This window comes from Larkinella humicola (assembly GCF_008727875.1).
GTDB lineage: Bacteria > Bacteroidota > Bacteroidia > Cytophagales > Spirosomataceae > Larkinella > Larkinella humicola.
On the sequence record NZ_VTWS01000010.1, the window covers coordinates 106412 to 131412 of the forward strand.

The 25001-nt window shown below is 54.0% G+C and carries 16 protein-coding genes; all 16 read left to right on the forward strand.

Annotated elements, in window-relative coordinates; translation table 11 throughout:
- Nucleotides 1–97 precede the first annotated feature (97 nt).
- Nucleotides 98–1516: a RagB/SusD family nutrient uptake outer membrane protein gene (locus F0P93_RS28130; RefSeq protein ID WP_225309681.1), complete on the forward strand. Its 1419-nt coding sequence runs from the start codon at nt 98–100 to the stop codon at nt 1514–1516.
- 28 nt (nt 1517–1544) lie between these two features.
- Complete coding sequence (locus tag F0P93_RS28135) at nt 1545–3011, forward strand: FAD-dependent oxidoreductase (RefSeq protein ID WP_150881140.1); 1467 nt, start codon at nt 1545–1547, stop codon at nt 3009–3011.
- Complete coding sequence (locus tag F0P93_RS28140; protein WP_150881141.1) at nt 3011–4414, forward strand: sialate O-acetylesterase; 1404 nt, start codon at nt 3011–3013, stop codon at nt 4412–4414. The genes F0P93_RS28135 and F0P93_RS28140 overlap by 1 nt, the downstream gene beginning before the upstream one ends.
- A 288-nt stretch (nt 4415–4702) precedes the next feature.
- The gene (locus tag F0P93_RS28145) at nt 4703–5332 is read left to right on the forward strand and encodes an RNA polymerase sigma-70 factor (protein WP_150881142.1); all 630 of its coding nucleotides are present in this window, start codon (nt 4703–4705) and stop codon (nt 5330–5332) included.
- An 87-nt stretch (nt 5333–5419) separates the two neighbouring features.
- The gene (locus tag F0P93_RS28150; RefSeq protein WP_150881143.1) at nt 5420–6439 is read left to right on the forward strand and encodes a FecR family protein; all 1020 of its coding nucleotides are present in this window, start codon (nt 5420–5422) and stop codon (nt 6437–6439) included.
- 24 nt (nt 6440–6463) lie between these two features.
- A complete protein-coding gene (locus F0P93_RS28155) occupies nt 6464–9907 on the forward strand; it encodes a SusC/RagA family TonB-linked outer membrane protein (protein ID WP_225309682.1) in 3444 nt (1147 codons plus the stop codon).
- Nucleotides 9908–9926: 19 nt separating this feature from the next.
- On the forward strand, nt 9927–11423 hold the full coding sequence (locus tag F0P93_RS28160) for a RagB/SusD family nutrient uptake outer membrane protein (RefSeq protein WP_150881144.1): 1497 nt from the start codon (nt 9927–9929) through the stop codon (nt 11421–11423).
- Nucleotides 11420–12745: a hypothetical protein gene (locus F0P93_RS28165; protein WP_225309683.1), complete on the forward strand. Its 1326-nt coding sequence runs from the start codon at nt 11420–11422 to the stop codon at nt 12743–12745. The genes F0P93_RS28160 and F0P93_RS28165 overlap by 4 nt, the downstream gene beginning before the upstream one ends.
- A 10-nt stretch (nt 12746–12755) precedes the next feature.
- Nucleotides 12756–14111: a hypothetical protein gene (locus F0P93_RS28170; protein ID WP_150881145.1), complete on the forward strand. Its 1356-nt coding sequence runs from the start codon at nt 12756–12758 to the stop codon at nt 14109–14111.
- Between the two features lie 123 nt (nt 14112–14234).
- Entirely contained in the window at nt 14235–14810 is a 576-nt protein-coding gene (locus F0P93_RS28175; RefSeq protein WP_150881146.1) for an RNA polymerase sigma-70 factor, read from the forward strand.
- Nucleotides 14811–14915: 105 nt separating this feature from the next.
- A complete protein-coding gene (locus F0P93_RS28180; RefSeq protein ID WP_150881147.1) occupies nt 14916–15944 on the forward strand; it encodes a FecR family protein in 1029 nt (342 codons plus the stop codon).
- 236 nt (nt 15945–16180) lie between these two features.
- Complete coding sequence (locus F0P93_RS28185) at nt 16181–19486, forward strand: TonB-dependent receptor (protein ID WP_150881148.1); 3306 nt, start codon at nt 16181–16183, stop codon at nt 19484–19486.
- 118 nt (nt 19487–19604) lie between these two features.
- Nucleotides 19605–21041: a RagB/SusD family nutrient uptake outer membrane protein gene (locus F0P93_RS28190; RefSeq protein ID WP_150881149.1), complete on the forward strand. Its 1437-nt coding sequence runs from the start codon at nt 19605–19607 to the stop codon at nt 21039–21041.
- 119 nt (nt 21042–21160) lie between these two features.
- Nucleotides 21161–22543 carry an FAD-dependent oxidoreductase gene (locus F0P93_RS28195; protein ID WP_150881150.1) on the forward strand — a complete coding sequence of 461 codons (1383 nt, stop codon included), beginning with the start codon at nt 21161–21163 and terminating at the stop codon, nt 22541–22543.
- A 233-nt stretch (nt 22544–22776) separates the two neighbouring features.
- Nucleotides 22777–23931 (forward strand): hypothetical protein, encoded by a 1155-nt coding sequence (locus tag F0P93_RS28200; RefSeq protein WP_150881151.1) that lies wholly within the window; start codon nt 22777–22779, stop codon nt 23929–23931.
- 12 nt (nt 23932–23943) lie between these two features.
- Nucleotides 23944–24936 carry an FAD:protein FMN transferase gene (locus F0P93_RS28205; protein WP_150881152.1) on the forward strand — a complete coding sequence of 331 codons (993 nt, stop codon included), beginning with the start codon at nt 23944–23946 and terminating at the stop codon, nt 24934–24936.
- The last annotated feature ends 65 nt before the right edge of the window (nt 24937–25001 follow it).

Below are 25001 nucleotides of genomic sequence, written 5' to 3' on the forward strand. Positions count from 1 at the left end.
TTGCTTCATGTCCCTGCACTCAATCGCTCATTCACTCATCGCACCGGCGACCCGGTCACTCATTAGAAAGATGAAAGCAATACGATTCCTTCTCCCCATGCTCTTCCTGATGTCCTGCGAGGATGTTTTAAAGGAGGAGCCGAAAACCTTAGCGGTTGAAACGTATTACAATACGAATTCCGAAGTTGAGTCGGCGGTTAACGCGATTTATACACCATTGCGCAGCAGCTCGACGAACGGAATGGGCGTTTATATGGCAGTTCTCGAAGCGCATATTGACTACGCGTATGGCCGGGGCAGTTACGCCGTTCTGAATAATTTCCAGGGACTGGATAACGTCAACATCAGCCGGGTTTCCGGGGCCTGGGAAGCCTATTATCTGAGCATCCGGAATGCCAATCTGGTCATCAAAAATGCACCCAACGGAAAGTCGATCAATAAAGCCGATGTCACCAGTTATGTGGCCGAAGCAAAATTTCTGCGCGCTTTCAGCTACTTTCACCTGGTGCGGAACTGGGCCGGGGTTCCGATCCGGACGGAAGCCAATATGACCGAAATCGATGCCAAACGCAATACCGTCGATGAGGTCTACGCCCTGATTCTGGCCGATCTGAAAGAAGCCGAAACCAACCTGCCGGATCAGGTGACGCAACCGGGCCGACCGACCCGGTGGGCCGCGAAAACCATGCTGGCGGATGTCTATTTGCAGTTGGCAAGATTTGCCGAAGCCCGTGACAAGGCCGATGAGGTGATCAAGTCGGGGAAGTTTTCGCTGATCCCGGTGACCACGTCCGACGACTTTCAGAAGGTATTTGGCCCGGATCTAATTTCCACGCCCGAAGAGATTTTCTACCTGAAATTCTCCCGCCAGCCCGCGCAGGGCAACCTCTTTCCAACCCTGACCAATCACCCCGGAACCAAATTTCTGGGCGGGGGCGGGGGCGTTTTTGGCCTGCATGGCGACAACACCAATCCGGTGTACAAAGCCTGGGACAACGCGGATCTGCGCAAGGGAATCTGGTATTCCTGGAACATCGGCATTGGTGCCACTTCGTTGTTGAGCAAGAAATTCATCGACCCCAATTCGCTCGAATTTGCCGGTGCCGGGAATGATGTGCCCTGGTATCGCTACGCTGATTTGCTGATGATTTATGCCGAAGCTGCGGGCCGGGCGGGTAGTGCGCCAACGGCGACCGCCATGGAAGCCCTCAATCAGGTTCACCGCCGGGCCTATGGCAAAACCCCAACTGCGGTGTCCACCGTCGATTTCAAGCTGGAAGAATATCCCACGACGGCGGCTTTCCTGAATCTGGTCGTCAAAGAGCGCGGCTACGAATTTCAGTACGAAGGCAAACGGTGGCTGGAGCTGAAACGGACCGGAAAAGCGCAGGAAATTATTCTGGCTGCCAAAGGGAAAACCATTGCGGAGAAGCATTTCCTGTGGCCCATCCCGGTTTCTGAACTGAACTACAACAAGGCAGTCGATCCGGTGAAAGACCAGAATCCGGGGTATTGATTTTTAACGACTTAACAGAAAAAGCATCATGGAGTCCAACGATAATAAACCCGAACTCTCCTCTCTATTTAACCTGAACCGCCGGAAATTCCTGCGTTCTGCGGCTTTAGGCACCACCGCCCTTTCTGGTCTTGGCTTAACAAATGGGGAAGCTGCTGAAGCAAAAGACGCGACCAAATTTTCGGAACCTTCCCGCGATCTGCCCATCAAAGGGGACGTCGATGTGATCGTTTGCGGAGGTGGTCCCGCCGGAATTGCTGCCGCCATCGCTGCCGCCCGCGCCGGTGCCCGAACGCAGTTGCTCGAAATCCACGGCTGTCTGGGGGGCGTCTGGACGGCGGGTTTACTGACGTACATTTTTGATTTCAACAAACCGGGTCTGACGAAAGAGATCATCCAAAAACTCGACGAACGCGACGCCCGGCGCAACAAGGTTCCGGATCAGTTTGTCTATGCGCCGGATGATATGAAGGTGCTGCTCGAAGAAATGTGCGCCGAAGCGGGCGTAAAATTCCTGTTGCACACCCGCGTGGCGGCCGCTTACAAAGACAAAAACCAGGTGACGACCGTTATCACCGAATCGAAATCGGGGCGGCAGGCCTGGAAGGCGAAAGTGTTTATCGATGCCACCGGCGACGGTGATCTGGGCGCTCAGGCCGGCAATAGCTGGGAAATCGGGCGAGGGGGGGATACCTGTCCGTGTCAACCATTGACCCTCAATACATTGGCGGTTGTGAAAGATGCCGCTGCGCTGAAACCGTACATTTCGTTTTACCAGGACGACAACGGCAAAGCCAACATGGACTGGCACGTGAAAGCGACGAAGGAATTTATGAAAGAGATCAACCGCGCCGGTATTACGCCTTCCTACGGGATGCCTACGCTGTTCCTGATTCGCGATAATCTGGTAATGGTGATGGTTAATCACGAATACAACATCAAGGCCTTCGATGCCGATGAAATTACCGAAGCCACCGTGCGGGCGCGGGCGGAGGTGTACAGCATTGTCCGCGGTCTGAACAAACTCGGCGGGCCGTGGGAAGGGATTCAGATTGTGGCAACCCCCGAGCAGATCGGGATTCGGGATGGTCGCCGGATTCACGGTCGGTATACGGTTACCAAAGAGGATCTGGCGATGGGTGCCCGGCACCAAGATGCCGTCGTTCGGCCCACGTTCGGCGTTGATATTCACGCTTCCGACCGCAAAACCAACGAAAAGGAAACCATTTCGCGGGGCGGTATTAAAATGATTCCGTATGATATTCCGTTGCGGGCGTTGATTGCCAAGGATGTCGACGGGTTGATGATGGCCGGTCGCTGCATCAGTGGTGATTTTACGGCCCACGCCAGCTACCGCGTCACCGGCAATGCCGTGGCAATGGGCGAGGCCGCCGGGGTGGTGGCTGCCCTGGCCGCCAAAAGCAAACGATTACCCCACGAGGTGCAATGGAGTGAAGCCGTGGCGGTTTTGACCAAACTCGGGATGCGCGGCTGATGAAAACCGCCCTGCTGCTGTGGCTGTTGCTCCTTGCCCGTGCGCAGGCCGAGGTGGTTTTGCCTTCGATTCTGGCGTCGGACATGGTGTTGCAACAGGAAACCGACGTAACAATCTGGGGCTGGGCGAATCCGACCGAAAAAATAACCGTTACGGCCAGTTGGGATAACCGACTGGTGAGCGTCACCGGTGCGGCCGATGCGACCTGGAAAATTCGCCTGCGAACGCCGAAAAGCGGTGGGCCGTATTCGATCACGATCAAGGGAAACAATACGGTTTTGCTGACCAATCTTCTGATCGGCGAAGTCTGGCTGTGTTCGGGGCAGTCGAATATGGCGCTGACTGCGGGCGGAGGGGTGAAGGATGCCCGGGCTGAATTGCCGAATGCCCACAACCCCAACATGCGGTTTTTTAAGATGAACCGTCGGGCGGCCGCTTCGCCCCAGAACGACGTGGGCGGAAACTGGTCGATTTGTGATTCGGTCAGTTTGAAGCGGTTTAGTGCCGTCGGATACTTTTTCGGGAAGAAACTGCATGCCGAACTTGGCGTTCCGATTGGCCTGATTGATATGTCGTGGGGCGGCTCCAAGATGGATACGTGGGTTCCTGAAGCAATCGTCAATCTGTATCCCGAAACCCGCCATTCGGGCCGGACGATGGTCAAAACGCCCTGGGCACCGAACGTTCCGGGCGTTTTGTTCAACGGCATGGTCGCGCCCATTACGCCGTTCGCCATTGCCGGGGTGATCTGGTACCAGGGCGAGTCGAACCGTCATTATGCGCCGGCGTATTGCCAGTTGACGCGTTTGCTCGTGGAGAGCTGGCGCGGACTCTGGCAGGCCGATTTTCCGTTTTATTTTGTCCAACTGGCTCCGTATCGCTACGGCGGAACGTTTGAAACCGCGTTGATTCGGGAAAATCAGACGAGGGCGATGGCTATTCCCAAAACCGGCATGGTGGTTACGACCGATCTTGTCGACAATTTGGATGACATTCATCCGGCGTATAAAAAAAAAGTCGGGAATCGGCTGGCTAATTGGGCGTTGGCTGACACCTATCATCAGAAAATTGATTCGTACAAAAGTCCACAATACCGTTCCCTGCGCATCGACGGAAACCATATTTGGCTGACTTTCGACCATGCGCCCAACGGCCTGATTGCCAGAACCGGGGTGCTGACGGAATTTGAAATCGCCGGAGCCGATCAAGTTTTCAGGAAAGCACGGGCCCGGATTAAACACAACACCGTTGAAGTTTGGGCCGATAGCGTCGAGAATCCCGTCGCCGTCCGGTTTGCGTTTCGGGATGCGCCCGAACCCACGTTATTCAGCGCAGAAGGCTTGCCGGTTATTCCGTTTCGGACGGATGATTGGGATTTGGGGCTGGTTAAAAAGGAATGGTGAATTATAAATGATGAACGCCAAATGTAAAAGTGTCCCCAGCTTGCACTTGCACTTTTACATTTGGCGTTTATCATTTTACATTTTTCATTCCCTTTTCTTTTCTTCCTTTTTTTGCTAAACTTTTTCTAAAAAAATCCCAACATCCACTACGTATATTCGGCTTTGAATTTGTCTTTATTCCAAAGGGACTAAAAAACCGGAAAATAGAAGTTTAAATCGTCGTGTATGCGGGCTGCTTTTACGCAAGAATCTTCGGAAAACACCGGTCGGAAAGACGGCAGGGAATCGATGGCAAACCTGCCCGGCGAATCGGATGGGGCCGAACCGGTCACCACGCTGGATTCCGAATTGTTCATTCGCCGGACGTTCGGAACCGATCCGAAAAAAGGCTGCGAATTGCTTTTTCGGCTGTATTACAAACCGATGTGTACGCACGCCACCCGGTTTGTGTATTCCCGCGAAATTGCGGAAGATCTGGTGGCCGACATTTTCTACAACTTCTGGAACACGCAGGCATTCAGTCAGGTACAGCATTCGTACCGGGCTTATCTGTTCCGTTCGGTTCGCAATCGCGCCTACAATTACCTGATGAACGAGCTGAAAAAGAGCGATCCGCTGGAGTCGGCCCTGCAACAGGAATCGGCGTCCTCCGATGCGCCCGAGCGCATGATGCAATTCGAAGAATTGTACCGGAAAGTGGACGAACTGGTGGGGACCTTGCCCCCGCAATGCCAGAAAGTGTTCATCATGAACCGGTTTGAGGGAAAGAAAAACCGGGAAATCGCCGATGAACTCCACCTGTCGATCCGCACCGTGGAAACGCACATTGGAAAAGCCCTGGCGACTTTGCGCAGCGGCCTGAAAGACAGTTGGATGTGGATGGTTTTGCTGGCCGGCATGACCGACTGGCCAGCCTGAAATTCCTCTTTTTCGACCCTTCGACTACGTGTAGATCCCGTCCTTTTTGTCTAGCTAGAAACGGCGTCACAACAACAACCGCTTCCGATGAGCCAAACCATGAATCCGATGATTACGAAAGAACTGGTGTTCGCGCATTTTGCCGGGAAGACCACCCCCTTGCAGAAGCGGCAGATCGAACAGTGGCTGCACGACGAAACCAACCAGGAATCGTTCTACCGGTGGCTGGTGGACTGGGAACGCCAGGCACCTCCGTATGCGCCGGAACTGGACCAGGCTCTGGAGCGGTATGTGCAACACATGCAGACTCATCCGTCGGTGGCAACCGTCAGCAGTGTGGAAACGTTGCGGGAAACCGGTCGAAGCTTCCGGTTTCCGATCCGCTGGCTGGCTGCCGCAGCGGTGTTGATCGGGCTGGTTTTTGCGGGCTGGCTGGGCCGAAACCGAATGTATTACCAGACTTACCGGACAGATTTTGGGCAAACCCGCTCGCTGACTTTGTCGGATGGCAGCAAGGTGACGCTGAATGCCAATTCCGAATTGCAGGTGCCCCGGTTTGGGTTCGGAGCCGAAACCCGCGAGGTTGTGCTGTTCGGGGAAGCCTTCTTTTCGGTTACGCACCAGGCTGGACATCAGAAGTTTCTGGTGAAAACCCAGGGCGATTTCAACGTAACCGTTCTTGGAACCGAGTTCACCGTTTATTCCCGGACGCGGGGTGGAAAGGTGATGCTTCGCCGGGGAAAAGTGGAACTGAGCTACACCGAAAACCGCCAGCGTCGGCAAGTGATGCTGAAACCGGGTGATCTGGCGACATTTAGCCGACAGAACCAACTGCAACTGCGGAGTCAGGTGGAGCCCGAAAAATATACGGCTTTTACGGAAAAACGCTTCGTTTTTGAAGACATGTCCCTGCGTGAGTTTGGCGATATGCTCACGGAGAATTACGGCTTGCAGGTCGAAATCAGCAGCGACCAGCTTGCCCGGCGCACGCTGGTAGGATCGTTCCGCGCCGACAATGTAGACGATTTGCTCAATACCGTTTCCGAAGTCTTTGGCATCCGGGTTGTCCGGCACGGCGACACCGTCCGGTTTGTCGAAGACCACTAACCATTCCTAAACCCTTTTGTTGCCATGAAAAGACCCTTACGAAAAACGCTCTGGGGCGGCTGTCTATTTGCCTTGCTTTCCCTGATGAGCTTCCCAAACCGGGCCCAGACGTTGGCCCGCGCCCAGCAACCCACCGCCCGGCAGGAAAATACCCCGGAAGTCCGCAAACTGCGGGATGTGCTGAAGGATTTGAAAAACCACTACGGCGTGGATATTCTGTTCGAAGGCGGTTTGCTGGAAGGCGTTACCGTTCCGGCGGGGCGGCTGAATTACAACCGGAAACTGGAGTTTAATCTGGACAAACTGTTGAATGCGACCGGTTTGTATTACAAAAAAGCGCAGAACGGCGCTTACCTGATTCTCGACAAAAAACAGGATCGCCGGAATGCCGACACGCCGGAAGTGTTGCACCGTGTGAATGAAACCGCACCCGGTTTTTCCGCACCTTTGACGGCTACGATTCCTCCGGTTCAGGAGTTGGTGGCATCCAGCCAGATGAAAAATGCCAGTGATCTGACGATTGGCGGAACCGTCACCAGCGAAACCGGCGAAGGGCTACCGGGAGTCAGCATCGTCATCAAAAATACCACGCGGGGAACCACCACCGATGCCGACGGAAAATTTAAACTCAGCATTCCAACCGGCGATGTGATTTTGATTTTTTCATTCGTCGGGTATCTGAATCAGGAAGTTGCGGTCGGGAACCGGACGGTTTTTGACGTTCAACTCGCTCCCGATACCAAAGCGTTGGGCGAAGTGGTCGTTGTCGGCTACGGCACCCGAACCAAAAGCTCGCTGACCGGGGCCATTGCCTCCGTCAAAGCCGAGGAGTTGAAAGCGACGCCGGTGGCCAATCTGGCGCAGGGGCTTCAGGGGCGCGTGAGTGGGCTGGACATGCGGCAAAACTCGGGAACGCCCGGCGGCAACATCAGCGTGCGCATCCGGGGGACGAACTCCATCAACGGCACGTCGGAACCGCTGTATGTGATCGACGGGATTCAGATTTCGGCGTCGTCGGGCGTCAATGCGGCCAATCCGCTTTCCCAGATCAATCCGTCGGACATCGAGTCGGTGGAGGTGTTGAAAGATGCAGCAGCCACGGCGATTTACGGGGCCAGAGCGGCCAACGGCGTGGTGTTGATCACGACCAAACGCGGCAAAGACGGCGTGACGAACGTTTCGTACGACGGCTACATCGGTCAGCAGGAAACCACCCGGAAGCTGGGTACTCTGAATGCGACGCAGTTCGCCCAGTTGGAAAATGCCACCTACAGCCCCACCGTTGTCTATCCCAATCCGGATGCGGTGGGGGCAGGAACCAATTACCTGGATTTGATTTTTCGCCAGGCGATGATTCAGAACCACCAGCTTTCGGTGAACACCGGCACGAACAAAACCCAGATTGCGCTCGGCGCAAATTATTTTAGTCAGGAAGGGATCATCAAAAAGACAGATTACGAGCGGTATGCGCTCCGGGCCAACATCGACCACCGGATCAGTGAGCGGGTGAAGGTAGGAACCAGTCTGTATTACACCGCAACGGGCGAAAACCGGGTGAATGCGGGCGGGACGGGTGTGAACGTCACGAGCGCCCGCGAAGGGATTCTGGGCCGGGCCGTGGCGGCTCCGCCCACCTTGCGCCCTTTCCGATCGGACGGCAGCGTGTATTCCTTTGCCGATCAGTTCAATGGACGCTACCGGGAAACCGTCAATCCAATGGGCGAACTGGCGAAGAAAAATTACACCAGCGGGAACCGGTTTCTGGGGAATTTGTACCTTGAAGTGACGTTCCTCAAAGGGCTAACGTACCGCGCCAGCCTCAACGCCGATCTATCCAATAGTTTGCAGGAACAGTATTCACCCCGCTCCATTGTAGACTCAATTTCGCTGAACAATCCCAACGCCGTGAACGGATCGGCCAGTAACAACAGCAGCTACGCCCGAACCTTGCTGCACGAAAGCATCCTGACCTACAAAACCCAGTTTGGTCAATACCATACGCTCAATGCGACCGTGGTGTACGCGACGCAGTCGGATATTTTGCAGACCAATAACCAGACGGCTTCCGGTTTTGGTAACGACTTCACCGAAAACTGGTCCACCGCGAATGCCACGGTGTATGCGCTGTCGAGCTTCCGGAATAAAAGTAGCCTGAGCTCGTGGCTGGGGCGGGTGGGATACGGTTTTAAAGACCGGTATTTTCTGGATCTGACGGGTCGGGTGGATGGCTCCAGCAAGTTTGGCGCGAACAACAAATACGGTTTTTTCCCGGCGGTGTCGGCGGCCTGGCGGATCATCGAGGAAGAATTTATGAAGCCCGTCAAATTCGTCAGCGACCTCAAACTCCGGGCGAGCTACGGCGTGACCGGAAATGCGGGTGCCATCGGGCCGTACCAGTCGCTGGCGACGGTGAGCGGGCAGGGTTACAACTACAATTTCAACAACATAACCCAAACCGGTATCAACCCGAGCGGGATTGCGAACCCGGATTTGAAATGGGAACAGGCGACGCAACTCGACATTGGTCTGGATGCGTCTTTTCTGAATAACCGGCTGACTGTCGTCGCCGATTATTACCACAAACGAACCGATAACCTGCTCTTCACCAAAGCCTTGCCGATGTCGTCGGGCTACACGACTATCACGGGGAACTACGGTTCGATCCAGAACAAAGGGCTGGAACTGGGACTGAGTGGCAAGATTTTGACGGGCGCGGTCAAGTGGGAAGCTTCGGGAAACATCACCTTCAACAAAAACAAGGTGCTGGCGCTGGACGGTATTCAGAACGAAATTGCCCTGTCGAGCTATTCCATTCTGAAAGTCGGGCAACCGCTGGGGATCTACCGGACGTACAGGCTGGACGGCATTAACCAGACCGGCGAAACCTTCCTCCCCGGCTATGACGCCCGGACGGGCGGTTTTAAAATCAAGGATGTCAATGGCGACGGGAAAATCAGCACCGATGATCAGGTGATTGTCGGGAATGCGCAGCCCAAGTACTTTTTCGGGTTTTCGACGCTGGTGAAATACAAGAATTTTGAACTGAGCGGTTTTCTGCAGGGCGTGCAGGGGAGTCGGCTGTTCAACGGTTTCCGGTTTACGTTCGAAACGCCATCCGGGCAGGTCAACCTGCTGGAGGGGACGGCCAACCGTTGGTCGGCGACCAACCCCAACAACGAGTATGTCAAACCGGCGCAGGGCACGAACCTGCCGGTGGGCGATCGCTGGGTGGAAGACAATTCGTACATCCGGGTCAAGAACTTAACGCTGGCCTACAACCTACCCCGTGTCAAATTCACCAAAGGTATTCGGGCGTATGTGGCTGGAAACAACCTTTTTACGCTGACCAACTACCAGGGCTGGGACCCCGAATCCAATAATTACGGGAGTGCCAACGCGCTGTTTTACGACAACGGCACCTATCCGGCGGCCAAATCGTACGTAGTGGGTCTTCAGTGTACATTCTGATCCTAAACTCCTGACTTTCATGAAACGACCTTTTTCAACATCCATTCTGGTGGCGGTTCTGGCGGCCTTCGGGTTTAGTGCCTGCCAGGAATTAGACGAAACCGTGTATTCGTCGGTCATCACGACCAACTTTTACAAAAGTGCGCAGGACGCCGAAGCAGCTTTAACGGCGGCTTACGGGTCGATCAACGACCTGTTCGACCAGGCTCCCATAGTTTTTGCCGGTGATTTTGCCGGGGATCAGCTCTGGGTAAAACCGGTGGTGGGCCGCAACGTCTTTGCCGTTTACAGCTATGATACCGACTATTCGGGGCCAAAAAGCTTTGGCCGGACGGCCGAGAGTCCTTACGGTTTGTGGCAGTTTTGCTACAAAGGCATTGAGAACGCCAATTGGGTAATCGACCGGGTGCCAGCCATCGGGATGGAAACCAACCGCCGGAATGCCATTGTGGGCGAAGCCCTGTTCCTGCGGGCGTTCTATCATTTTACGCTGGCGAAAAACTTCGGGGATGTGGTCATCCGGACCTCACCCAGCCAGAGTGAATCGGACGCGCTGGTGGCGAAAAGTCCGAAAGCTGAGGTCTATAAACAGATTTTCAAGGACCTGGACGACGCCATTGCCAGACTGCCGTCGTATGCAGCCTCCACGATCAAAGGCCGGGCTTCCAAAGAAGTAGCCATCGGGCTGTATGCCAAGGCGGCTTTGTACGCCGAAGACTGGACAACCGCCAAAACGAAGGCGCAGGAGGTCATTACGTCCGGGAAATACACCTTGATGCCGAGTGTGCTTGATGTGTTCGACGTCGAAAAAGAGGATGCGGCCCGGCAGGAAAATATGTTTGCCTTTGAAGGTGATAACGCCACCCGGGCGCGTGGTACGACATTGATGGGATTCTGCGGCCCCGCCAACAGCGCCAGCCGGGATTACGGAAACACGACGTTCGGCTCCATTTTTGCCTTTCAGGCGTTTTTCGATTCGTTTAGCCCCACCGACAAACGGCGGCAATTATTGGACACCAGCTTCGTCAGCGTCGCGGGGAAAGTGGTTCCGCAGAAGGAAATTACGCCCTATACCGTGAAGGGCGTGTTGATCAAAAAATACATGGATCGAAACTCGGTTGGCGCAAAAGGACGGAACAATGTACCGATGCTGCGGCTGGCGGATATGTACCTGATTGCGTCGGAAGCGGAAGCCCGGCTGAACGGCCCGACGGCGACGGCCTACCAATACCTCAACGCGATTCGAAACCGGGCGGGACTCGCCAATCTCCCGACCGGCCTGAGCAAAGACGATTTTATCAGGGCGGTTTTGCAGGAACGGAGCTGGGAGTTTTTTGCCGAAGGCGACCGCTGGTACGACCTGACCCGCACCAACACGTTTCTGACGGTGATTCCGAAAGCGGTCAATGAAGTGTATCCGACCCGCGCCCCCCAGCCGAAACACCGGTATTATCCGATTCCGCTGGATGAAATCCGGGCAAACCCCAAACTGGAACAAAACCCGGATTGGAAATGAGGCAATTTCGGCAAAAAACGGTTTTAAGCTTTACGGGATTGATCCTGCTGGTATTCAGTTTATTCCAGCCAAAAACCGGTATGATTTCCGAAGAAACCAACCGCCTATGGGAAGCAAACGACAGCCTGAACGTTGAAAAAGCGCACCAGGAAATCTGGCGACGGTTTATCGACGAACATGCCATTTTGATCGATTTTGCGGATTTTGACGGTCGGTTTGATCGTCCGACGGCGGCCGAATTTCGGGAAAATAAACCCAATGCGTTGGGCTGGTGGACGCCGACTGAAAACGGGTCGATGTTCAATGGGTTGTATCTGGACGGCATTTGCCAACGCTGGATGCACCGCCGAAACGAAGCCGACCGGCAAAAGGCGAAGCGACTGGCGCAGGGGCTTCTGTTTCTGGCTTCGGTGGGCGATACCCCCGGTTTTATCGGGCGTGGCGTGGCTACGGACGGCAAAACGCCCCCGGCGATGGGCTCGAACGACCAGACGTCGCCCTGGTTTTACGGCCTCTGGCGTTACCTCGACACTGGTATGCCCGACCCGCCCGAACGCCGTCAGATCATTGCCAAAATGACGGAAGTCGCCAATGCATTACTCGCGAATACCTGGCGGTTGCCGACGATGTCGTATGCCCCGGCACGGTTTCGCAACTCGTTTGCTACGTTCAATTGGGAAGGTGCCCCCCGTTTGTTGTTCATTCTGAAAGCGATGCACCAGTTGACCGGCGACGCCAAATGGGACCAACTTTACCACGAAGCGGCTCGCGAAGTGGGCGGGGAAGCTAAACGCAGCCGTCTCCAGATTTGTGTGGAAGGCATGAAGTTTGACGTTCCCAAGCAATTTCGCTGGACGGGCGTATCGAGTACCGTGGACGTGCGGGCGTTGTGGGAAATGGAAAAAGACCCGGTTTTGCGAAAGGCGTATGAAGACGGGCTGAATGCCAGCGCGCGCAGTGCCGCCAGTGGAATCACGCTTTGGCATCAGTTTGATCTTAACGATCAGAAAACGTTCCTGCACGACTGGCGGACGCTGAACCAGTGGTGGAAACCGCAGCATAGCGAACAGGACGCGCTGGACGTTTCTCAAACGGAGTTGAATGAGCTGGTCAAATTGTCTCCGCGCCGGAATCAGGAGCTGGGCTTCGTCCGCGAACCATTATGGATGGCGTGGATTGTGACGATGGCCCCCGACCGGAAACTGGTGGAACAGCATCGCGCCGAAATCCGGGGTGCATTGACTCATTTCCGGCCTGACCGACTCTATTATTCCCAGTTTTTTCCCGCCGAAGCCGTCTGGTTTCGTCTTCAGCATCCGTAAACGGTTTATGATGAAAAAGTGCTTCCAATCTTTTCAAGTGGGTTTTACGACGGGTTTGTCAGTGATCGGCTTCTTGCTTTTTCTCCCCGCCTGCGCCCAAAACCGGTCGGTTTCGCCGTCTGACGATTCGCTCCGGCACCAGATCGAACGGGCGGGTCAGGAAATTGAAAAGCGGTTCATGAGTTCGCAAACCGGTATTCTGTACGATTACGCCAGTCGCGATGGCTCCAATTGTATTCCAACCCCGGAAGAATGTCAATCGGATCAGCCGAATGGGCTGTCGTGGTGGTCGCCCATCGAAAACGGGGCGTTTTTCAACGGCATTTACCTCGACGGACTGTGCAATCGCTGGAAATTGAGCCGGAAAAAAGAGGATGCTTTGGCAGCTCGTAAAGTGGCCGATGGTCTGGTTTTGCTGGCCACCGTCGGAAACGTCCCCGGTTTCATTGCCCGGGGCATTTCGACCGACGGAAAAAGTCACCACGTCGCTGGTTCCGACGACCAGACCGGGCCGTGGTTCTACGGCATCTGGCGGTATGTCAAAAGCGGTATTCCCGACGCGACCGAACAGAAACGCCTGATCAATCGGATGGAATCGGTGGGAAAGGCCCTGGAAAAAACGAACTGGCAACTACCATGTGACCGGGCTGGCTACGGTTTTCGCGGAAACCTGACCGACAAAGGCTGCCGGATTTCGGTGCGGCTGGTGTTTATTTACCGGGCGTTGTACGATGTGACGAAAAATAAACACTGGCTGGACGGCTACCACCAGCGGTTGAACGAGATTCCCGAAGGCGATTCGATGAACCGGCTGGAAGTGTGTGCCTTAGGCATTCCGTATGAAACCGTCAACCCGGAAAAAGGCAACAAAACCGAAAACGAATTCTGGATCACCGGGATTTCACAGGCCATGCTGAAGGCGTTGGTCGAACTGGAGGATAACCCGGAACGGCGTGAAAAATTCCGGAAAGGCTTGCTGGCGGGAGCTGAACGGGCGGCTCTGCATGTATCGCGCTACAAAAACTTCGACAACGCCCACGACCTGGTATTTACCGAAAACTGGCGGGTTTTGAATACGCTGTGGAAACCGCAGCCCGACATTGCCACTACGCTCGAGGTGGCACTCCGGCAGGTTCGGGAGTGGAATACGCTGTCACCAGCGAGGCCCTACGAGGATAAACACATGCGCGAACCGTTGTTTGCCTGCTGGGTGGTGCTTTTGTCCGGCAATAAGGCGTTAATCGAGCGCTATCGGCCAGAATTGAAAAATGCGTGGATGCATTACGATTGGCAGCGGCTGTACACATCCCGGTTTTTCGTGGTTGTCCCGGCGTATTATGAAGCGAAGCTAAATCAGCTTTTCTAGTAGTTGTAAAAAAGGTTTAACCGGTTCCCATGGAAAGAGAACCCGTCTTGAAAAATTAAAAAACCGCTACATTTTGAAATATTTGGAGATTTGTTACAATTTTGGTAATAAATCGCCACGCAAATGCCCCGCTCGGAACGCACTGATGCTGAATTGTTAGACCTGCTCCGCGACGATGACGAGCAGGCTTTCAGGGAGTTGTATGAGCGGTATTGGTATAAAATGTACGTGGTGGCGCATCGCAAACTCCGGCGAAAAGAGGTGGCCGAAGAACTGGCACAGGAGTTATTTGTGATGCTCTGGCAGAAGCGGGATTCGCTCCGAATTCTGAATTTGCCGGCTTTTCTGGGCGTCACGCTCAAAAACCTGATGGTGGATTACATCCGTCGGAACATCCTGGAAGAACATTACCTCGATCAGCTCAGGTTGTTTTTCCCGGTCGAAACGTTTATAACCACCGAAACCGTCCAACTGAACGAGCTGACGGAAGCCATTCAGAATACGCTGGCGCAGCTTCCCGAGAAAACCCGCGAGGTCTTCATCCTTCGGCGGTTTGAGCAGCTTTCGATTCGTGAAATTGCCCAGCGGCTGGAATTGTCCGAAAAAGCCATCGAATACCACCTTTCCCGTTCCACAGCCTTTCTTCGCCAGAACCTGCGCGACTTCGTCGCGGTCTGGGTGTTGTTTTTTCTCTCCTGAGCGGTATTCGTAAAACCTGCAAAAAAATCTCAAAAAAATCGCGTTTAGCCTTAGGGGTTTTTCGGTGATATTCGTCTATGCCTTTTGAACGAACCACTCAGCCCGATGGATAGCGCAAAATACCAGGAATTGCTGGCTAAATACCTGAACGGCGACTGCTCCGACGAAGAGCGGGCGCTGATCGACCAGTGGTATGCGTCATTGGATGCAGAGGTGGACTTGCCGGCCACAGCCGATGAAAAGAACCAACTGCTGGCCCGAAACTGGCAGGATCTGAGCCAGCGGACGCTGAAATCCAAACCGGCCCGTCCACTTCATTTCCGGCCTTACTGGGCAGCCGCTGCGGCTTTGGCCGTATTGTTGGGACTCGGCTGGTATTTTCAGATTTGGAAAACGACGAGCGTACCGACACAAGCGTTCGAAGTTTCGGATGCAAAACCGTCCTTTGTTGAGAAGACCAACACCTCGGCCCTTCCCAAGCGAATCACCCTGAGTGACAAGAGCATAGTAACCCTGGAGCCCGGCAGCAAAATCCGGTATCCGGCCACGTTCACCGGCCAGAACCGGGAAGTTACCCTGACGGGCGAAGCATTTTTCGAGGTGCAGAAAAATCCGCACCAGCCGTTTCTGGTGTATTCAAATGATTTGATAACCAAAGTGTTAGGAACCAGTTTCCGGATTAAGGCCAATGCGGCCAACCGCAACATTACGGTTTCGGTGCGGACGGGGCGCGTGTCGGTGTATTCCCCCACACTGGCGACGGCGGCTAAAACCAAATCCGACCCCGAAACCATTGGCGTTGTCCTGACGCCCAATCAGCAGGTGACCTACCTGGATCTGGAGCACCGGCTGGTGAAAACGCTGGTGGAAAAACCGGTCGTGCTGGTTCAGAAAGCCGAACTCCCCACCTTTACGTTTCAGAACGCGCCGATTTCGGTGCTGATGACGGCCATCGAAAAAACGTACGGCGTCGATGTCGTGTACGACGAGGAGGTGATGAGTAACTGCTTCATTACAACCTCGCTGGAGCAGGAAGACCTATACGACAAACTAAACATCATCTGTAAACTGCTGGGAGCCAGCTACAAAGTGATCGACGCCCAGATCGTCATCTCCGGTCCGGGTTGCCAGTAACCAAACCGTTTCACACTTAACCCGAAAGGAATGATGTAATTCTAACGCAACTCAAAAAAAGAAGGTCGGTGATGGGTCCAAGCATCACCGACCGGATCAAGCTCCAGCCGCCGGATCGTGTTCCGACGCATCTTTTCAGATGTGCAGGGCTTCTTTGTCTTTGCCTAAATCCTCAAACAAAAACATCCAAAGGTATGAAATTACCTCGAATCTCTCACGCATTCGTCCTTACCCTTATGCGTATCACGTTTACCCAACTGATTTGTACGTTTCTGGTCGTGGGGGTGACCTACGCCAAAACCGTCCGGGCGCAGGCGCTGCTGGAACAACCCGTTACGCTGTCGATTGAGAACAAGGAAATTAGCGTCGTTTTATCCCGAATCGAAAAGGTGGCGAAGGTGACGTTTTCGTACATCCCGCAGCAGATTCAGGCCGACCGCCGGGTGTCGCTCAACGTCACCAACCAGCCTTTGTCCAGCGTACTGGATCAGCTTTTTCGCAATGCCGCCGTGTCGTATGAAGTCGTGGGCCGGAAGCAGATTCTGCTCAGCAAACCGCCGGTTTCGCCCGCCATCAATCCCGGGTTTTCACCGAAAAGTACCCAGTCCGAAACGGAAAAACCGCTCGACCGGGCGATTACCGGAAAAGTGACCGACGAAAAAGGCGAAGGCTTGCCGGGCGTGAGTGTGGTGGTCAAAAACACGACGCGCGGAACCAGCACCGACGCCGATGGGCGGTTTAAACTCAACGTGCCGAATGAGGCCACCACCCTGGTTTTTTCGTTCGTGGGTTATTTAAGCCAGGAAGTTGCGATTGGAAACCGCTCGGATCTGGCGGTTGATCTGAAAGTCGATACCAAAAGCCTGGAGGAAGTGGTGGTGGTGGGCTACGGAACCGTCAAAAAAAGCGATCTGACCGGTTCGCTCTCGCAGGTCAAAGCCAAGGAACTGAACGCTTTTCCGAACAGCAATGTGTTGCAGGCGTTGTCGGGCCGGGCGGCCGGGGTGCAGGTTTTGCAGAATACCGGCGCGCCCGGAGCCGGTGTCAGCGTTCGGATTCGGGGCACCAATTCCATTCAGGGCAGCAACGAGCCGCTGTATGTCGTGGACGGTTTTCCGATTTCGGGCAGCAACCCGACGGCCCTCAACAACTCCGATATTGAAAGCATCGAGATTCTGAAAGATGCCTCAGCCACGGCCATTTATGGTTCGCGGGGTGCCAACGGCGTCGTGATCATCACCACCAAACGCGGAAAAACCGGCAAAACCAACGTCGATTTCGAAACCAGTTACACCAGCCAGAAGCTGATCAAAAAACTGGATCTGATGAACGCGAAAGAATACGCAATGTTCTACAACGAACAGGCTCTCAACGATAAATTATCCCCTTACTTCACACAGGCGCAGATCGACGGTTTTGGCGAGGGGTTCGACTGGCAGGATCTGGTTTTCCAGAAAGCACCCATGATCACCTCGGCGCTGAACATCAGCGGGGGCAATGAGAAAACCCAGTTTTCGGTGTCGGGCAGTGTGTTCAACCAGGATGGTATTGTCAAAGGCAGCGATTACAAACGGTATTCGCTGCGCGCTAATGTCAATCACGAGATCAGCAAGAAGTTCAGTTTCAACCTCTCCAGCACACTGACCCGCCTGAACACCGGGCGCAAAGACAGTGGGGGAGGGAGCCGCGGCAACTCGATGATTTCGGGGGCGATTTCGGCTCCGCCGACGCTGACACCCTACAAGGATGACGGCACGTATCGCGTGTTGGCCACTTCGTATCCCTTTGTCGCAACGGATTTGATCAATCCGCTGAATTTTATCAACGAACAATCCGACCAGATCAGGGCGAACCTGGCGCTGGTGAATGCGGCTTTGATTTTTCGCCCCATTCCCGATCTGACCATCAAGATTGCGGGCGGTATCGAAAACCGCGATGACCGCACGGATTCGTACCGCACCCGCAATTTTGTCAACTCGGCGGGTGTTGCCAATGTCAGTACGAATCAGATTACCAGCCTGTTGAGTGAAAATACGATCAGCTACACCAAAAGCTTCCAAAAACATTCCGTGTCGGCCGTTGCCGGGTTTACCTATCAGGATTTTGTCAGTACGTCCCTGTCTGCGGGCGGGAACGGTTTTCTGAGCGATATTTTTGGCACCTATGACCTGAGTGCCTCCATCACCCCGGGTATTCCCAATTCCGGGTATTCCAAGTCGGTTTTGCTCTCGTATCTGGCGCGCGTCAATTACGGTTTCGATGGGAAGTATTTACTGACGGCCAGCTTTCGGCGCGATGGTTCGTCCAAATACAGCGAAGGCAACAAGTGGGGCTTTTTTCCGTCGGCGGCTTTTGCCTGGCGTGTCTCCAACGAGGATTTCCTGAAAGAAAATACATTCATCTCGGACCTGAAATTCCGGGCGAGTTGGGGCCTGACCGGTAGCCAGGCTATTGGGGCGTATGCCACACTAAACCAGCTTTCGTCGGGCAAAACCGTGTATGACAATGCGTTATACAACACGTTTGCGCCCGGCACGCGCCTGCCAGGAAACCTGAAATGGGAAACGACGGAACAAAAAGACGTCGGAATCGATCTGGGGATTCTGAAAAACCGGGTGACGTTTACGCTCGATTACTACATTAAAAACACCCGAGATTTGCTCAATACTGTCGTCCTGCCGTCGTCGCTGGGCTTTACCAGCACGATTCAGAACGTGGGACAGGTGCAGAACAAGGGCTTCGAACTGGGCGTCGATTCGCGGATTCTTACCGGGACGTTCAGGTGGGATCTGAATGCCAACTTTTCCCTGAACCGCAACAAAGTGGTGAAGTTGCAGGGGGGCGAGGACATTCTGGGCGGAACCGTCAGTGTTGTTGCGATCAACGATGTGACGAACATCCTGCGCGAAGGCCAACCCATCGGGCGGTACTGGGGCTATGTGGAAGAGGGCTACGATGACAAAGGCAAAATCAAGTTCAAGGATCTCGACGGTGACGGGGCCATCAGCATCAAGGACAAAACCTACATCGGCGACCCGAATCCCACGTTTACGTTCGGCGTCAACTCGGCCATGAGCTACAAAAACTTCGATCTGACCATTTTCCTGCAAGGTGTTCAGGGCAACGACCTGTTCAACGCCAGCGCGATTGTCAATACGATGGACTACGGGTTTGGCCTCAACATGCCGAAGGAGGTTTTTTATAACCACTGGTCGCCCACCAATCCGAATGCAAAATACCCGATCATCAGCAATTCCAGCCGGACGAGTGTGTCGAACCGCTACATCGAAGACGGTTCCTACCTGCGGCTGAAGACCATCCAACTCGCCTACAACCTGCCGCTGCAAACCTGGGGTGTCAACTGGATTCGGAACGCGCAATTGTATGCCAGCGGACAGAATTTGCTGACACTGACCAATTACTCGTGGTGGGACCCCGAAGTGAACTCCAACGGCGGAGCCAACTCGACCAACCAGGGCTTTGATTTCAACAGTTATCCATCCTCAAAATCCGTCACCGTCGGCGTGCGGGTAGGGTTTTAAAATTATTGAGTGATTGAGCGAATGAGTAATTGAGTGAAAAGATCAGCACTATTGTTAGCCTCCAGGCTCGCCCAATTGTTTCACTCAATCACTCAATTACTCAATCGCAATTGAAACTATGAAAAAGATACTCCTTCTCCTCTCGATACCCCTGCTTCTGACGGCCTGCGAAGACGCGCTGGTGGAAGCCCCCAAATCCATTGTGGTCGAAACGTTTTTTAACACGGCCAGCGATGTTGAAACGGCGGTGAACGCCATTTTTTCACCCCTTCGGAGCACCATGTATTCCAATTACGAAGCGACGCTCGAATGCCAGGCCGACTATGCCTCCGGGCGCGGAAGCTGGGCTCCGTTGCACGAATTTCAGGGCTTCAACGACGCCAACATTTCGCGGGTGTCCGGTTTCTGGAATTCGTTTTACCTCAGCATTCGGAACGCGAATCTGGTGATTAAAAATGCCCCCACCGGCACGGCGATCAGCAAAGCCGATGTGGATAAATTCGTCGCTGAAGCGAAGTTTCTGCGGGCGTTCAATTACTTCCAACTGGTACGCAACTGGGGCGGTGTTCCGATTCGGACGGAAGGCAACATGACCGATATCAACCTGAAAAGAAGCACCGCCGATGAGGTGTATGCCTTGATTCTGAGTGATTTGAAAGAGGCTGAAACCAACCTGCCGGAAAAACCGGCGCAGGTGGGCCGACCGACGAAGTGGGCGGCTAAAACGATGCTGGCGGATGTCAATCTGCAACTCGGGAAATTTGCCGAAGCCCGCGACAAAGCCGAAGAAGTGATGAAATCCAGCCTGTTTTCGCTGGTGCCGGTGGCCACCAAAAATGACTTCCAAACCAAGGTGTTTGGGCCGGATCTGGTGTCGACATCGGAGGAGATTTTTTATCTGAAATACATGCGCCAGGTTGGCCAGGGGAATTACATGCTCTGGATCAGCAACCACCCGGATACAAAATTATTCAACTTCGGGGGCGCGTATGTGATTTATGTCGATGTGACCAGTGCCTATTACAAATCCTGGGATGCCGGTGATCTCCGCAAGAGTATGTGGGACCTGATCAACTTCGGTTTGGGGGCCAACACACTCGTGAGTTCGAAGTTTATCGACCAGGCTGCGGTGGGACAAAACGGAGCCGGAAACGATGATCCGGTGTATGGCTATTCGGACGTGCTGTTGATCTACGCCGAGGCTTCGGCCAAAGCGGGCAATGGTCCCACGGCCGCTGGCATGGAAGCCCTGAATCAGGTGCATCGCCGGGCGTTCGGCAAAGCCCCCGCCGTGGCGTCGACAGTGGATTTCAAACTGGCCGATTACAACGCTGCGACGTTCGTCGATCTGGTTTTAAAAGAGCGGAGTTATGAGTTCCAACTGGAAGGAAAACGCTGGCTGGATCTCAAACGAACCGGAACCGCCAAAGCTGTGATTCTGGCGGCTAAAGGCAAAGTCGTCGCCGACAAACACTTGCTGTGGCCCATCCCGGTTTCGGAAATGAATTACAACAAAGCCCTGAACCCGGCGACAGATCAGAATTTGGGGTATTGACAACCGGTTTTCGGTTTACGGTGGCTGACGCATGCTTGCTGACGCGTCTTGTTTGGTGCGTCAGCAAGCATGCGTCAGCCACCGTAAACCGAAAACTGAAAACCGTAAACTGTATAATTATGGAAAAAATAAAAAGAAGATCGGCTTTAACCTCGCTCGGCGCACTGTCATTCGGGATGGCCGTACCGACCTTATCGAAAGGCGAACGGCTGAGCGAGCCTTACAAACTGGTTCAGCAGACGCTGAAAACCGACATCCTGGTGATCGGGGGCGGCACGGCGGGCGTGGTGGCGGCCATTCAGGCGGCCCGGGCCGGACGCAAAACCATCCTGGTCGAAAACGGCAGTCAGTTGGGCGGCACAACGACCACCGGCGGGGTGAATTATCCGGGAATCTTTTTTGCCTGGGGCAAACAGGTCATCGGCGGCATCGGCTGGGAAATGGTGCAGGAAGCCGTCGCCCTGAACGACGATACCTTGCCGGATTTCTCGATTCCCCACGGCAAAAACCACCCCCGCCATCAGGTGCGGCTAAACGGGCAGTTATATGCGATGTTGATCGAGGAAAAAGCCGTTGCCGCGGGTGTACAAATCCGGTTTTATGAAACCCCCACCAGCGCGACGTTTCAGAAAGGAAACTGGACCGTTCAAACCGTGGGGAAGGGAACCAGCACGCAAATCATTTGCAACCAGTTGATCGATTGCACCGGGAATGCCTACGCGGCTTCGCTGGCCGGTTTTCCGTTGCTACGGGAATCGGTCACGCAGCCCGGAACGCTGATGTTCCGGCTGGAAGGCTATGATTTTAAATCGCTGGATTTAAAGCTGATCAAGGGCCGGTATGAAGAAGCGATCCAGAAGGGCGAACTCGTCAAAACCGACTTTCGGAACAACATTGTGGGCCTGTTGAAAAGTGCCGGGGACAACATCCAGCACGTGATGGGAGCCGATTCCACGACTTCCGAAACCCATACCGTGGCGAATTTAAAAGGGCGATCGTCGCTGTTAACGACGCTGCGGTTTCTGCGAACGCTGCCCGGCTGTGAAAAAATCCGGCTGGCAGATGTGCAGAACGAAACTGCCGTGCGGGAAACCTACCGCATCGACGGCCATTACAAAATTACGCACGAAGATTACGTCACCGGGAAAGTATTCGATGATGCGGTTTCGTATTCGTATTATCCCATCGACGTCCACGACGAAAACGGCGTGGTTCCCGATCATTTAAAAGAAGGCGTGGTGCCGACGGTGCCGCTGCGGGCGCTGGTGCCGAAAAACAGCCGGAATTTTCTGGTGGCCGGGCGGATGGTGAGCAGCGACCGGCTGGCGAATTCGGCGCTACGGGTGCAGGCCTCCTGCATGGGCATGGGCCAGGCCGCTGGTGCCGCTGCGGTTTTGGCCAATTTGCAGAACAAAACGCCCCTGGAGGTGTCGATGAAAGACCTCCGGAAACTGCTTGAAGAACACGGCGGAATCGTGCCGGTTTCGGCTCAAAAAGGGTAGTTTTAACGCGAACTATGGGATGATGCCCTTGCCTACCAGTTGTTTAAGTGCCAGCGGCACGTAATGTTACTAGCAAACCGGTATTGTGAGCACTCCAGGCGTGCCGGAGGTACGCAACTAAGCCTATATCGCGTACCTCCGGTACGCCTGAATCTCTTAAAATAAATACCGATTTGCTAGTAACATCGGACCCCTCCGGGGTCAATAATCTCACAGTTTACGTTAATTTTAGTATGCGAGATTGGTTCAGCATTGGTTTACTCAACGCGGTTATTCTAACAATACTCCTGCTTTCGGCTTACCGGAAGCAGGACAAAATTCGCTATTTCCAGTCGCAAACGATTCAGCTAAAACCGGATACAATTCAGGCGTTTGTGAGTCAGTTTAAAGACGATGCGGGCAACGATACCCTGTTTCAGATTCGCTCAAAAGAAGGGTATCCGGTTTCGTATTTCCGGAAAATCAAAACGAGTGTCTGCTTCGATAACAAATGCCGGTTGCTGGACATTGTGCTCTACTGGAACGTCACCGGGCGGTATCTGGGCTATGAATTGCCGGAAGGGGAATTTCTGAGCAAGACAGAACACGAACCGTTCAAACCCGCCGAATACGCCCGGTTGAACGACCTGCTGGCCGATCCGTTTTCGCCACTGGCCAACTTTTCGTACGAGGAACTGGTGCCTAAAGCCGATCTGGCGACTTCGGGACTGGATGCGGTTTCGTCGGCAACCTCGAAAAATGTGCTGGATTACGTGGTCGAAGGAGCCGTGTATACGACCTACAAAATGTGGCATTTTGTGTATGGTGCCGCGCAAAAGGAAGTGATTAAATTGACGGAAAAACGGCTGTCGCCCGGTTTTCTATTGAAGGTGCTGGAAAGCTCGGATTCCGGCGATAAAATCTGGGCACTGAACCACCTTCGCGGGCAGGTCGAGTTGACGCCCGCGCTCCGAACGACCGTCCTGAGTTTCATTGATAACAACCGGTTTAATCTCGCCGAACGCGCCATCAACGCCTTGAGTCCCGCCGAACTGAAATCGGATTCGTTGCAGCAATTGCTGTTTGAGAAATTTCCCAAGATAAATTACGCCCTTAAAAATCTGATCGTTACGAAACTCAAAGAAGCTCCGCATTTAAATGAAACCGTGAAAACCGCATTGGCGACCAATTTGAAATCGACCAACGGCGAGTTGCTGAGTAATATTCTGGATCTCTTTAAACAGCAAAAAGTAGCGGACCCGAAAACCGGTCGGATCATTGCCAGCCTGCTGCAAAGTGACAATAATTTCCTGGCTCAAAAAGCGTTTATCTACCTGAAAAGTGCGAATATTGACGATCAACGCGTGACGGAGCAACTGAATGCCTACAAAACGAAGCACCATTTATAGTCGAAACAACGCATGAAAGGACTGGTATGGCTGATCGTGCTGGTTCCGTTTTGGGGGAAATCGACTGATTTTCAGCGGTCTGCGGAGGTGCCGATGGTTAGTCTGGAAGGCGAAGCGCAGGGCACAACCTACCACATCAAATACCGCGATGAACGCCAGCGCAATTTTAAAAAACCGGTCGATTCGCTGCTCACCGAAATCGATCTTTGTCTCTCCACCTACCGCCCCGATTCGGAAATTTCGCAGTTCAACCACTCCGAGTCGCACCGGTTTCAGCGGCCTTATTTTTACCCGGTTCTCAAAAAATCCGACGACGTGTATCGGGCTACCCACGGTGCCTTCGATCCGACCGTAAAACCGCTGGTGGAAGCTTATGAACAAGGCAAAAAGTCCCGCGAACCCTGGCTGCCCAATACCGATTCGCTGCTGGAATACGTTGGTTTTCAGTATATTTCGTATGATACGGTTTCGGTCAAAAAACGCAAAAAGAACGTCCGGCTGGATTTCAACGCGCTGGCGCAGGGCTACACCGTTGATGTGCTGGCGGGTTTTCTGGAATCAAACGGTATCGATCACTACCTGGTGGAAGTGGGCGGGGAGGTTCGCTGCCGGGGTGAACGCAGCGCCGGGCAATGGTGGAACGTCGGGATCGAAAGCCCGGTGAGGCCCGGCGGGCTGCAGTCGTCGGTTCAAATAGCCAACCGGGCGATGGCGACGTCTGGCAATTACCGCAATTTTTACCGCCAGAACGGTGAAACCTTCGGTCACATCATCAACCCCAAAACCGGCTTTTCCAAACCCGACGCGCTGCTGAGTGCCACGGTTTTTGCCAACGACGCCATGACTGCCGACGCCTTTGCCACGGCTTTTCTGGTGCTGGGACTGGCCGAAACCCGGCGGTTTCTGGCCCAACACCGCGAACTGGATGCCTATCTCATTTACAAAGACGATGCGGGAAATCTGAAAACCGTTGCCACGGACGGGATCAGGGAGTTTATCAAGTAATAGTTGGGTTTTATTGCTACATTTACACGTTTTATTCCAACCCTCACAAACCTTACGGGGCGTTT